Consider the following 12,069-nt stretch of genomic DNA (forward strand, 5'->3'; position numbering starts at 1 on the left):
TGTGCGGTGCAGCACAACTGCGGTCTGTCGGCTAGCCGCGCTGGGTGCGCTCCCGGATGAACTCGGCCGCCGTCAGGGTGTGCGAGCGCCCGGGCACCATCTCCGGGCGGATGCCCGTGAGCCACGATCCGGGGTCTGCGCTCAGTGCGCCCGCCAGCGCCACGATCGTCGAGAGGCTCGGGTTCGTCTGGCCACGCTCGATCTTGCCGACGTTCGTGACGTGCATCTCTGCCAGCTCGGCGACGTGCTCCTGGCTCACACCGAGCTGGAGGCGGGACGATCTCACACGATCACCGAAGATGCGGGCGGCTTCTGAGTGCAGTTCAGGCATACCTCATGAGTACTCACCTGAGTGATTCGCTACCAGAGCGCAGAGGCACGATGCTTTGAAACCTTGCTCATCTTTCGCTGCGAATCTGACGTCGCCACACAGGTCACATGAGCATAGCTCAGATGTGTCCCGCCTTCTCCATCTGGCGGAGTTCGCGTTTCAGATCGCCGAGTTCGTCGCGGAGCCGAGCAGCCAACTCGAACTTCAGCTCAGCCGCCGCTGTCATCATCTGGTCGTTAAGATCGCCGATGAGACTTTCGAGCTCGTTCGCTCCAGCGGCCGCGATGCCTTCGCGCCGGAGGTTCGGGGTCGGGCTCTTCTTCTTGCCGCCGCGGCCGGCGAGGAGTTCGGCCGTGTCGGCACCCTCCCGCGCGAGCATCTCGGTGATGTCGTTGATCTTTTTGCGGAGCGGCTGCGGGTCGACACCGCGTTCGAGGTTGTAGGCCACCTGCTTCTCGCGTCGCCGCGTAGTCTCCTCGATGGCGCGGGCCATCGAATCCGTCATGACGTCGGCGTACATGTGCACCTGGCCCGACACGTTTCGCGCGGCACGGCCGATGGTCTGGATGAGAGACGTCGACGACCGGAGAAACCCCTCCTTGTCAGCATCCAGAATCGCCACCAGCGATACTTCAGGAAGGTCGAGACCCTCCCGGAGCAGGTTGATGCCGACCAGCACGTCGTAGACGCCGGCACGCAGTTCGGTGAGCAGCTCGACGCGGCGGAGCGTGTCGACATCCGAATGCAGGTAACGCACCCGCACACCGTGCTCCCCCATGAAGTCGGTGAGCTCCTCGGCCATCTTCTTCGTCAGGGTGGTGACGAGGATTCGCTCGTCTTTCGCCACCCGGATGCGGATCTCCTCGAGCAGGTCGTCGATCTGCCCCTTCGAAGGCTTCACGATGATCTCAGGGTCGATCAGGCCGGTCGGCCGGATGATCTGCTCGACCACCCCGTCGGCGATGCCCATCTCGTACTTGCCGGGCGTCGCCGAGAGGTAGACCTTCTGGCCGACCCTGTCGTTGAACTCGTTCCAGCGGAGCGGCCGGTTGTCGAGGGCGCTCGGCAGCCGGAAGCCGTGCTCGACCAGCGTGCGCTTCCGTGAGGAGTCGCCCTCGTACATCGCCCCGATCTGCGGAACCGTGACGTGCGACTCGTCGATGACCACGAGGAAGTCGTCGGGGAAGTAGTCGAGCAGGCAGTGCGGCGCCTCGCCGGGGTTTCGCCCGTCGATGTGGCGTGAGTAGTTCTCGATGCCCGAGGTGAAGCCGATCTGCTGCATCATCTCGAGGTCGAAGGTGGTGCGCATCCGGAGCCGTTGGGCCTCCAGCAGCTTGCCCTCGCGCTCGAGCTGCTTCAGCCTGTCGGCGAGCTCCTCCTGGATGGTGCCGATGGCACGGTGCATCACGTCGTTGTCGGCGACGTAGTGCGATCCCGGGAACACCGAGACCGAGTCCATCTTGCGAACGACGTCGCCGGTGAGGGGGTGCAGCTGGTAGAGCGCCTCGATCTCGTCGCCGAACATCTCGACACGAATCGCGAGCTCCTCGTACATCGGGATGATCTCGATCGTGTCGCCTCGAACCCGGAAGTTGCCCCGGGAGAAGTCGATGTCGTTCCGCTGGTACTGCATGGAGATGAACTTGCGGATCAGCCAGTCCCGATCGAGCTTCATGCCGACCTGCAGCGCCATCATGGCGTTCATGTACTGTTCGGGCTGGCCGAGGCCGTAGATGCAGGAGACGGTGGACACCACGATGACGTCGCGCCGGCTGAGGAGCGAGTTGGTCGTCGAGTGCCGCAGCCGCTCGACCTCCGAGTTGATCGAGCTGTCCTTCTCGATGAAGGTGTCGGTCTGCGGAACGTAAGCCTCCGGCTGGTAGTAGTCGTAGTACGACACGAAGTACTCGACCGCGTTGTTCGGCATCAGCTCACGGAACTCGTTCGCCAGCTGCGCTGCCAGAGTCTTGTTGTGGGCCAGAACGAGCGTGGGCCGCTGCACCGCCTCGATGAGCCAGGCCGTCGTCGCCGACTTGCCCGTACCGGTCGCGCCGAGAAGCACGACGTCGGTCTCACCCGCGTTGATGCGAGCCGTGAGCTCAGCGATCGCGGTCGGCTGGTCGCCGCTCGGCGTGTAGTCACTGATGACTTCGAAGGGTCGGACAGAGCGAGTGGGTTCCATGCTCCAAGTTTACGAAGGGCCACTGACACCGGCTCCCCTCGGGGCATGATCGACCGTCGATTACGCTGTGCGGGAAAGCCATAGGGTATAGCCATGCGAATTGGAATTCTGACCAGTGGTGGAGACTGCCCGGGCCTGAACGCGGTCATCCGCGGCATCGTGCTGAAAGGCACCGAGATCAACGACCAGGAGTTCGTCGGCTTTCGCGGCGGCTGGCGCGGTGTCGTCAAGTCCGACCTGATCGAGCTCGGCCGCGCGAACGTGCGCGGCATCGCCAAAGAGGGCGGCACCATCCTGGGCACGTCCCGCACCAACCCCTTCGAGGGCGACGGTGGCCCCGAGCGCATCCAGGCGAACATGGAGCGTGAGGGCATCGACGCCATCATCGCAATCGGTGGCGAAGGCACGCTCGCAGCAGCCAAACGGCTCACGGATGCCGGACTCAAGATCGTCGGAGTGCCGAAGACCATCGACAATGACCTCGACGCCACCGACTACACCTTCGGCTTCGACACCGCCGTGCAGATCGCGACCGATGCGATGGACCGGCTCCGCACCACCGGGGACTCGCACAGCCGCTGCATGGTGGCTGAAGTGATGGGCCGGCATGTCGGCTGGATCGCTCTGCACTCCGGCATGGCGGCCGGCGCCCACGCCATCCTCATTCCCGAGCAGAAGACCACCATGGAGGAGGTGCGCGGCTGGGTCGAGAGCGCCAACGCCCGCGGCCGTTCACCGCTCGTCGTCGTCGCCGAAGGGTTCATCCCCGGCACGACCGATGACCCTCACTCCGAGCGCGGACTGGATGCGTTCGGTCGCCCCCGCCTCGGCGGGATCGGCGAACGCCTTGCCCCGATGATCGAGGAGATGACGGGCATCGAGACCAGGGCGACCACTCTCGGCCACATCCAGCGCGGCGGAGTACCGAGCGCCTTCGACCGCGTTCTCGCGACCCGGCTCGGCATGGCGGCGAGCGATTCGGTACAGGCTGGCAACTGGGGCCAGATGGTCGCGCTCCGCGGCACTGAGATCGTCAACGTGGGCTTCGAGGAGGCCCTCGGAAAGTTGAAGACGGTTCCGCAGTCGCGCTACGACGAGGCCGCCCAGCTCTTCGGCTAGGGGTCAGCGGGCCGGGAGGGCGCGGAGGGTCTGCCAGAGTGCGTCGACCTGCGCCAGGGTCTGCCCGAGGGTGCCGTTCGAGTCGATGACGGCGTCGGCGATCGCGAGGCGCTCGGCTTCGGTGGACTGTGAGCCGACCCGGCTGCGGGCGTCCACCTCGGACATGCCGCGGAGTTCGACGAGGCGCCCGACCCGGGTCTCCTCTGCCGCACTCACCACGACGGCGAACTCGAAGTCGAAGGGCCGCTTGCTTCTCGACTCGACGAGGAGCGGCACGTCGTAGATCACGATGGCTTCCGGATCGGCCGCCTCAGCGGCGGCCATTCGTGCCAGCGCCAGGCGGTGCACGGCCGGATGCGTGATGGCGTTCAGCTTCTGAAGCTGCTCGGGCTGGCCGAACACGCGCTTGCCGAGGCCGGGGCGGTCGAGCGTTCCGTCGGTTTGGATGAGGTCGGCACCGAACGTGTCGCCGATCTGCTGCAGGGCGTCTGTTCCCGGTTCGACGACCTCGCGGGCCAGCCTGTCGGCGTCGATGATGACAGCCCCGAGTTCGGCGAGTCGGGCGGCGACGGTGGACTTTCCGGAGGCGATGCCGCCGGTGAGGGCTATCAGGTGCACGCTTTCATGTTAGCGAAGGTGCTGCCGGGCATCCGGAGCCTGTGTTTGCCGGGAACGGCGAAAGGCCGCCCTCCCGAAGGAGAACGGCCTCTCGTGGTGAAACGGTGTGACTGGTTGTTCGATCGTGATCCGAAGGATCAGTTGTTTGAGCTGAGCTTCTCGCGAAGCGCCGCGAGGGTCTCGTCGTCGGCGAGGGTACCGGCTCCGGTCGACTCGCTCGAGAACGACGAACCGGCGGAAGCGCCGCCGCTGACCTCATTGAGCGGGGTCTCCTCGTTGGAGGTTGCAACCTGCTTCTTGTGGGCTTCCCAACGAGCCTGGGCCGCAGCGTAGTCCTGCTCCCACTTCTCGCGCTGGGTCTCGAAGCCCTCGCGCCACTCGTTGGTCTCCGGGTCGAAGCCTTCGGGGTACTTGTAGTTGCCCTGGTCGTCGTACTCGGTGAGCATTCCGTAGAGCGCCGGGTCGAACTCGGTGCCCTCGGGGTCGACACCCTCGTTGGCCTGCTTGAGGCTCAGCGAGATGCGGCGACGCTCGAGGTCGATGTCGATGACCTTGACGAACACGTCATCGCCGACCGAGACAACCTGCTCGGCGAGTTCGACGTGCTTGCCCGACAGCTCAGAGATGTGCACGAGGCCCTCGATGCCCTCTGCAACGCGAACGAACGCGCCGAAGGGGACCAGCTTCGTGACCTTGCCCGGTGCAACCTGGCCGATGGCGTGGGTGCGGGCGAAGACCTGCCACGGGTCTTCCTGCGTCGCCTTGAGCGACAGGGAGACGCGCTCGCGCTCGAGGTCGACCTCGAGGATCTCGACGGTGACCTCCTGGCCAACCTCGACGACCTCTGAGGCGTGCTCGATGTGCTTCCAGCTGAGCTCGGAGACGTGAACCAGACCGTCGACGCCGCCCAGGTCGACGAACGCACCGAAGTTGACGATCGACGAGACGACGCCTTTGCGGACCTGTCCCTTCTGGAGGTTGTTCAGGAACGTGGTGCGGCTCTCCGACTGAGTCTGCTCGAGCAGCGCGCGGCGCGACAGGACGACGTTGTTGCGGTTCTTGTCGAGCTCGAGGATCTTCGCTTCGATCTCCTGGCCGAGGTACGGCGTGAGGTCACGAACGCGGCGGAGCTCGATGAGCGAGGCCGGCAGGAAGCCGCGAAGGCCGATGTCGACGATGAGGCCACCCTTGACGACCTCGATGACCGAACCGGTGACAACACCGTCGGCATCCTTGATCTTCTCGACGTCGCCCCACGCACGCTCGTACTGCGCACGCTTCTTCGACAGGATGAGGCGGCCTTCTTTGTCTTCTTTCTGAAGAACAAGGGCCTCGACCAGGTCGCCGACCTGGACGACCTCCGTCGGGTCGACGTCGTGCTTGATGGAAAGTTCGCGAGAGGGAATGACGCCCTCTGTCTTGTAACCGACGTCGAGGAGGACCTCGTCGCGGTCAATCTTTACAACGGTGCCTTCGATGAGGTCTCCGTCGTTGAAGAACTTCAGTGTCTTCTCGACCGCGGCAAGAAAGTCTTCAGCAGACCCGATGTCGTTGACGGCGACCTGCTTGGGTGCCCTGTCGGTCGTTACGATTGTCATGTAGTAGTTGCTCCAGTATGGACATATATCGGGCCGGTCAGCACGGACGTGCCTCGTGTTCGAGGTGGTGATTCGCCGCACGGCAGATGAGTGATCGACGCAAATTGCGCCAAGTAATCTTAGCCCCGCGAAAGAGCGCTCAGCAACCCGCGCTCAAACCCCAGCTCTCTGCGAACGGAGCGAACGATTTGCGGATACGCCGTAATGAAATGGGGTATTCTGCGTCTCGCAGGCATGAGTATCCGTCTGTCACTGGTATGTGTCCTTGTCATCTCCGTTCCGGCGATGCTTCTGGCGTCCGCACCCTTCACCGCTTCTGCTGAGAGCTGGCGGTATTTCAAGGCCGCCCCGGCGTTCGCCACGTCCGAGGGGGCCACTGGTGTGGCGGTAGACGCGTCGAAGAATCTTGTCTATGCGGCCAATCGCGATGCTGGCTCCGTCACTGTGTTCAACGGTGAGACCGGCAAACCCATCGGTGCGCCGATCGCTGTGGGTTCGTCGCCCTGGGCGATCGCTGTCAATTCGACGACACACAAGGCATATGTCACCGATTCGGCCAACGGCAATGTCTATGTGATCTCTGGAGACACACTGGGTCTGATCGCAGTTGTCGGAGCAGCCACCAAGGCGTACGGCCTCACGGTGGACGAGGTGCATAACCGCGTCTATGTACTCGGGCTCGTAAGGGCCGGAGAAGCCGGCACCGAAGAGGTGGTTGCAGTGGCCCTTGACGGAAGTCTCGATGTCTTCTCCGATTCGCGGCAGCTGGATTCCGCTCCTGCCTTGGACGGTGGTGCTGGACTGGCCGTCGACACCCGTCATGATCGCCTGTTTGCCGTTCTTCCCAAATTCGGCAGGGTTGTCATCCTCCGCGCTTCATCACTCACGCCGGTGGCCAACGCGACTGTTCCGCGGGGTTCGAGGAACGTGGCGACGAACTCCGTGCTCGGACTCGCCTACGTTTCCAATGTGAGGGAGCACTCTGTCACCGCCATAGACGGAGACGGATGGTTCAGGAATGTCATCAAGAACGTCTCCGCTGCGCCATCCGCCGTATGCGTCGACGAAGCCACCAATTCCGTCTTTGTGACCGACAGCCAAGGAATCTCCTTCTCTGTGATCGACAGCTTGTTACACACGCTCGTCGGCGCTCCGGTCGAGGTCGGAAGGCATCCGTCCAGCATCGCATTCGATCGCGTCAGGTCTGTGCTGTGGGTAGCGAATCCAGAAGACCATACCCTCATCAGAGTGGCAGAACTGTCGACTCCCGATATTTTCCTGGTGGATCCCCCTGTCGGTCGATTGGCTGCACCCTACTTCTTTGAATTTCGCGCTCTGGGTTCGCCAGCCCCGACCTTCACTCTCACCTCCGGGGTACTACCCCGAGGCCTCATGCTCGACGCGACCAGCGGCATACTTTCGGGAAACGCCGTCGAAATAGGCACGTTTTCATTCACCGTTTCAGCCCGCAACCTCACCGGCATCAAGTCCGAAGGCCGTTTTTCCATAACTGTCACCCGGTGATTTCAGTGGCCCATCGCCGACACCAGCGTGTCGAGCCGCACGCCGCCGAGGTCGAGGGCGCGGCGGTGGAACTCGCGGATGTCGAACGCGGATCCCTGCCGCGCGCGGTAATCGTCACGCAGCTGTTCCCAGATGCGCTGCCCGACCTTGTAGGAGGGCGCCTGGCCGGGCCAGCCGAGGTAGCGGTTGACCTCGAAGCGGATGAATCCGTCGTTCATGTTGACGTTCTCGCGCATGAACTGGAGGGCGTACTCCGCGTCCCACACGCCGGTGCCGTCAAGGCGGGGCTTGCCGAGGTGCACACCGATGTCGAGCACCACGCGTGCCGCACGCATGCGCTGGCCGTCGAGCATCCCGAGCCGGTCGGCGGGCCGGTCGAGGTAGCCGAGCTCCTGCATGAGCCGCTCGGCGTAGAGAGCCCAGCCCTCTGCGTGGCCGGACGTGCCGGCGAGCTGGCGCCGCCAGGTGTTCAGCTTCGACCGGTTGTAGACGGCCTGGCCGATCTGCAGATGGTGTCCGGGAACGCCTTCGTGGTAGACCGTGGTCAGCTCCCGCCAGGTGTCGAACTCGGTGACGCCCTCGGGCACCGACCACCACATGCGGCCCGGGCGCGAGAAGTCGTCGGTAGGGCCGGTGTAGTAGATGCCGCCCTCGTTGGTGGGCGCGATCATGCATTCGATCGTGGCGATCTCGGCGGGGATGTCGAACTGGGTGTCGGCGAGGTCGGCGATCGCCCTGTTGCTCGTCTCCTGCATCCACTGCTGGAGGGCGGCGGTGCCGAACAGCTTATGCGAGGGGTCTGCGTCGAGGTGGGCGATCGCCTCGTGCACCGACGCGCCCGGAAGGATCTCGTTCGCGATCGACTCCTGCTCGCTGACCATACGGGCGAGTTCCGCGACGCCCCATTCGTAGGTCTCGTCGAGGTCGACGCTCGCGCCGAGGAACTTGCGCGATTCGAGGGCGTAGATCTCGCGGCCCACCGCGTCGGTTTCGCATGCCACGGGCACGAGTTCGCCGCTCAGGAACTCTGCCAGCCGCTCGTAGGCCGCGGAGGCGACGCCTGCCCCATGCCGGAGCTGCCTGGCGAGCGAGTCGGGGAGGTCATCCGGAGCCTCGGGTCGCCCGAGCTCGGGAGCAGCGAGATCCGGGTTCGAGGCAGAGCGGGCGAGGTCTGCGAAGAACCCGCTCTCACCCACGTTCTTGGTGACCTGCAGCAGCACCTCGCGCACCTGGCGGCGGGCCGGCACGACGCCTTCGCGGATGCCCTGCCGCAGGGTCTCGATGTAGCCGTCGATCGCGGCACCCACCCCGGACATGCGGTGGCTGACGACCTCCCAGTCGTCGACGGTCTCGGTAGGCATGAGGTCGTAGACTTCACGGATCTGCTGCGACGGCGACTCGATCACGTTGAGGTCCCGGAGCTGGAGCTTGGCCTCAGAGCTCTCGAGCGTGAGGCGCAGTTCGCTGCCGAGGTCGGAGAGGGTGACCTCGTCGACCTCATCGGCCGGCCGCGCGGCTTCGAGTTCGGCCAGCGTGCGCCGCACCTCAGTGATATAGCGCTCGTGCCCCTCCGGGGAGTAGTCGCCATAACGGTCGTTGGCGTCGTTCCGGCCGATGTAGGTGCCGATGGCCGGTTCGAGCTGCACCAGGGTGTCGACCCAGCGCTCGGCGATGGCGTCGACGGCGGTGGGGGTACGGGATGCGGATGCCGCGGCTGAGGTATTGGTCGGTGTTCTGTCGGTCATCCATTCAGACTATGCCTCGTACCGGACGGCACACGGACGATGCCCACATCTGTGGAAAAGACGCTGAGCGATGCTTCTGTGGAGGAGAGGAACCCGGCTCAGTGCGGGTGCGAGGCGGGCTTCGGATGCCCGGGGATCGAGTCGCCGCTCAGGTTCAGTTCTGACGGGTCGACCTCGATGTCCCCGTCGTCGTCGGGCCCACCGGTGCCCGGCAGCACCTTGATCTCGTCGAGGTCGGTGTCTGCGTCGACGGCATCGCTGTCGGCGATGGCTTCGTTCTGCAGTACTTCGGTGTCCGCTTCGCTCTGCGCGGTGCCCACGCGATCGAGGGCGGCCTGGTCGCGTTCGGAGATCCCATGGCGGGAGTGGTGCTTCGCGGCATCCTCCTCGGCGTGGCGAGTCGTGCGGTCTTCGCTCTCGAATGTCATACCTCGAGACTACTGTTCTGAGGGCGGCTCCGGGTTGACTTATTCGAACATATGTTCGAATATGGGGAGATGCCAGACCCCGCCGTTCTCCTCGCAGAAGCTGCCCCCGCGGCTCCTTCGGTGCGCGAACTGCAGGAGCGCATCCGCCAGATGCAGGCGACGAAACTCGAGACCCGCAGCCTGCAGACATCCCCTGCGCTGGCACCCCTGCTGCCGGGTGGGGCGCTGAAAGCCGGTGCGGCGTACTCGGTCGAGGGGTCGCACTCCCTGGTCATGGCGATGATGGCCGGGCCGTCTGCCGCAGGGGCCTGGTGCGGGGTCATCGGGCTGCCCGACTTCGGTGCCGAGGCGGCCAGCCGCTCGGGGGTCGACCTCGACCGGCTCGTCTTCGTGCCGCATCCCGGTGAGCAGTGGCTATCGGTGGTGTCTGCCGTGATCGACGTGGTCACGGTGGTGGTCACCGTCGCTCCTCCGCGCCTCGGCGATGCGCTGGCGGCGCGGCTGGCGGCGCGCATCAGGCAGCGTGAGGCCACGATGATCGTGCTGGGCGGCTGGCCGCAGAGCGAAGCGACCCTGAGCGTCACCGAGAGCAGCTGGGAGGGTATCGGCCAGGGCTTCGGGCACCTCGCGAGCCGCCGGGTGACGGTGAGCGCCCGGGGCAAGGGGTTCATGGGACAGAGACGCACGGCGCGACTGTGGCTACCGGATGTCTCGGAGCAGGTTCGGGCAGCGGAGACAGTTCGGGGCGCTGAGACGGTTCGGGCCGCTGAGACGGTTCGGGGCGCTGAGACGGTTCGGGGTGCCTGGCCGGCCTTCGCCGGCTCCGGGGAGTTGGCGAGCTGATCATGACGACGACCGTGCGCACCATTGTGGTGTGGTGTCCCGACTGGCCCGTGCGGGCCCTGGCCCAGTCAGAAGAGCTCTCCCTCGAGGATCCGATCGCGCTGATCGACCACGGGCTGGTGTTCGCCTGCTCGCCGCGTGCCCGGGCCGACGGTGTGCGGCGGGGCCAACGGGTGCGCGAGGCGCAGGCGGCCTGCGTCGACCTGATGACGTTCGACTACGACCCCGCTCTCGACCACCGGAGTTTCGAGGCGGTGGTCGCTGCCCTCGAGGAGCTGATGCCCGGGGTGCAGGTGCTCCGGCCGGGAATGTGCGCGCTGGCTGCCAAGGGCCCGAGCAGGTACTACGGCGGTGAGCGGGGTGCTGCCGGGGTACTGCTCACCACGCTTGTCGGGCTGGGGGCGGAAGACGCCCGCATCACCATCGCCGACGGACGGTTCGCTGCTGAGCAGCTTGCCCGGATGCCCGGCGAGCAGAGCATCCGCATCGTCGAACCCGGCGGTTCGCCGGAGTTCCTGTCCGAGCATCCGATCGATGCCATCGGCGACCCCCAGCTGGCCACCCTGCTGCGACGCCTCGGGCTCTCGACCCTGGGCGCCTTTGCGGCGCTCGACTTCCGCGATGTGCGGGCGCGGTTCGGTGAGGCGGGGGTGCACGCGCACACCATGGCGAGCGGCCGGGATGCCCGGCGGGTCGTTCCCCGGCTCCCCCCACAGCTGCGGGACATCGAGGTCGCCTTCGAGCCTCCCCTCGACCGGGTCGACCAGATCACCTTCGCCGTGCGAACCGCCGCAGAGCGGTTCGTCGACGAACTCACCCGTGCGCTGCTGGTCTGCACGAGCATCCGGGTCGAACTCCACACTGACAACGGGGTGGTGCATGACCGCGGGTGGGGGCATCCCCGGTGGTTCAGCGCCAACGATGTGCTCGACCGCATCCGCTGGCAGGTTCAGGGGCGAACGGGTGCGGGCGCCGGGGCGCTCACGTCGGCGATCATCAAGGTGCGCGTGGTGCCGGAGGGGCTCGACTCCATTGGCAACTATGAGACGGGGTTGTGGGGCAGTGCGCCCGACGACCGCATCCACCACGGGCTTTCGAGGGTGCAGAGCCTGCTCGGGCACGGGGCCGTGACGACAGCGGTCATCGCCGGGGGGCGCGGTGTCTCCGAGCGGCAGGTCATGATTCCGTGGGGCGATCCGCGGGTGGGTGCGGGTGGCGCGGGTGCGGGTGCCGGTGCGGGTGGCGGTGCTGCGGGCGCGGGTGGCGGTGCTCGCGGTGCGGGTGGCGGTGCTGCGGGCACGGGTGGGGCGAAGCCCTGGCCGGGGAGCGTGCCCCTGCCCGCGCCGTCGACGGTGTTCGAGAAGCCGCGAGGCGTGACCGTGCTGACGCGAGACGGCGGCCCCGTCGCAGTGAGTGATCGGGGAACGCTGGACGGTGTGCCCGCGCTGTTCCAGGTGAACGATGCCGAGTCTCCGTCGCGACCGCAGCCCCTGGCCGCATGGACAGGACCCTGGCCGGTGCATGAGCGGTGGTGGGATCAAGCCGTCGCCCGGTCGTTCCACCGCTTCCAGGTGGTCGATGTCGAAGGCACCGCCTGGCTGCTCGCGCTGCACGAGCACGGCTGGTGGGCGGAGGCGCGTTATGACTGAACAGACCGTGACTGGGTGGGCCGCCACCGGGT

Annotated in this window: 10 protein-coding genes; 4 read left to right on the forward strand and 6 right to left on the reverse strand. The window is 65.9% G+C overall.

The window, feature by feature from the left end; genetic code table 11:
* Nucleotides 1-31: 31 nt before the first annotated feature.
* Together B7R22_RS08375 and uvrB are read right to left on the reverse strand one after the other, a co-directional pair.
* Nucleotides 32-331 carry a helix-turn-helix domain-containing protein gene (locus B7R22_RS08375; protein ID WP_116411312.1) on the reverse strand — a complete coding sequence of 100 codons (300 nt, stop codon included), beginning with the start codon at nucleotides 329-331 and terminating at the stop codon, nucleotides 32-34.
* A 118-nt stretch (nucleotides 332-449) separates the two neighbouring features.
* Nucleotides 450-2,513, reverse strand: a complete 2,064-nt coding sequence (gene uvrB / locus B7R22_RS08380) for an excinuclease ABC subunit UvrB (RefSeq protein WP_116411313.1) — start codon at nucleotides 2,511-2,513, stop codon at nucleotides 450-452.
* 93 nt (nucleotides 2,514-2,606) lie between these two features.
* Between uvrB and B7R22_RS08385 the strand changes: the two genes are divergently transcribed.
* Nucleotides 2,607-3,632, forward strand: a complete 1,026-nt coding sequence (locus tag B7R22_RS08385) for an ATP-dependent 6-phosphofructokinase (protein ID WP_116411314.1) — start codon at nucleotides 2,607-2,609, stop codon at nucleotides 3,630-3,632.
* A 3-nt stretch (nucleotides 3,633-3,635) separates the two neighbouring features.
* Here B7R22_RS08385 and coaE read toward each other — a convergent pair whose 3' ends face one another.
* Both coaE and rpsA read right to left on the reverse strand, forming a co-directional pair.
* Complete coding sequence (coaE, locus tag B7R22_RS08390) at nucleotides 3,636-4,250, reverse strand: dephospho-CoA kinase (RefSeq protein WP_116411315.1); 615 nt, start codon at nucleotides 4,248-4,250, stop codon at nucleotides 3,636-3,638.
* 137 nt (nucleotides 4,251-4,387) lie between these two features.
* Entirely contained in the window at nucleotides 4,388-5,848 is a 1,461-nt protein-coding gene (rpsA, locus tag B7R22_RS08395; RefSeq protein WP_116283136.1) for a 30S ribosomal protein S1, read from the reverse strand.
* Nucleotides 5,849-6,082: 234 nt separating this feature from the next.
* On the opposite strand from rpsA, the gene B7R22_RS08400 reads away from it, so the two are divergent.
* Entirely contained in the window at nucleotides 6,083-7,372 is a 1,290-nt protein-coding gene (locus B7R22_RS08400) for a putative Ig domain-containing protein (protein WP_172582270.1), read from the forward strand.
* Nucleotides 7,373-7,374: 2 nt separating this feature from the next.
* Here B7R22_RS08400 and B7R22_RS08405 read toward each other — a convergent pair whose 3' ends face one another.
* Both B7R22_RS08405 and B7R22_RS08410 read right to left on the reverse strand, forming a co-directional pair.
* Complete coding sequence (locus tag B7R22_RS08405; protein ID WP_116411317.1) at nucleotides 7,375-9,117, reverse strand: DUF885 domain-containing protein; 1,743 nt, start codon at nucleotides 9,115-9,117, stop codon at nucleotides 7,375-7,377.
* A 98-nt stretch (nucleotides 9,118-9,215) separates the two neighbouring features.
* A complete protein-coding gene (locus B7R22_RS08410; RefSeq protein ID WP_116411318.1) occupies nucleotides 9,216-9,545 on the reverse strand; it encodes a hypothetical protein in 330 nt (109 codons plus the stop codon).
* A gap of 69 nt (nucleotides 9,546-9,614) precedes the next feature.
* Here B7R22_RS08410 and B7R22_RS08415 point away from each other — a divergent pair, with 69 nt between their 5' ends.
* Entirely contained in the window at nucleotides 9,615-10,388 is a 774-nt protein-coding gene (locus B7R22_RS08415; protein WP_253258962.1) for a hypothetical protein, read from the forward strand.
* 2 nt (nucleotides 10,389-10,390) lie between these two features.
* The gene (locus tag B7R22_RS08420; RefSeq protein WP_116411319.1) at nucleotides 10,391-12,037 is read left to right on the forward strand and encodes a DNA polymerase Y family protein; all 1,647 of its coding nucleotides are present in this window, start codon (nucleotides 10,391-10,393) and stop codon (nucleotides 12,035-12,037) included.
* Nucleotides 12,038-12,069 lie beyond the last annotated feature (32 nt).

The organism is Subtercola boreus (genome assembly GCF_003399635.1).
In the GTDB taxonomy this organism is placed as follows: domain Bacteria; phylum Actinomycetota; class Actinomycetes; order Actinomycetales; family Microbacteriaceae; genus Subtercola; species Subtercola boreus_B.

Excerpts from the sequence above, each read along its gene's own strand:
- B7R22_RS08415 (WP_253258962.1), top strand. The coding sequence starts at position 9,615 with ATGCCAGACCCCGCCGTTCTCCTCGCAGAAGCTGCCCCCGCGGCTCCT.
- B7R22_RS08410 (WP_116411318.1), bottom strand. The coding sequence starts at position 9,545 with ATGACATTCGAGAGCGAAGACCGCACGACTCGCCACGCCGAGGAGGAT.
- B7R22_RS08400 (WP_172582270.1), top strand. The coding sequence starts at position 6,083 with ATGAGTATCCGTCTGTCACTGGTATGTGTCCTTGTCATCTCCGTTCCG.
- B7R22_RS08420 (WP_116411319.1), top strand. The coding sequence starts at position 10,391 with ATGACGACGACCGTGCGCACCATTGTGGTGTGGTGTCCCGACTGGCCC.
- B7R22_RS08405 (WP_116411317.1), bottom strand. The coding sequence starts at position 9,117 with ATGACCGACAGAACACCGACCAATACCTCAGCCGCGGCATCCGCATCC.
- uvrB (WP_116411313.1), bottom strand. The coding sequence starts at position 2,513 with ATGGAACCCACTCGCTCTGTCCGACCCTTCGAAGTCATCAGTGACTAC.
- rpsA (WP_116283136.1), bottom strand. The coding sequence starts at position 5,848 with ATGACAATCGTAACGACCGACAGGGCACCCAAGCAGGTCGCCGTCAAC.
- B7R22_RS08385 (WP_116411314.1), top strand. The coding sequence starts at position 2,607 with ATGCGAATTGGAATTCTGACCAGTGGTGGAGACTGCCCGGGCCTGAAC.
- B7R22_RS08375 (WP_116411312.1), bottom strand. The coding sequence starts at position 331 with ATGCCTGAACTGCACTCAGAAGCCGCCCGCATCTTCGGTGATCGTGTG.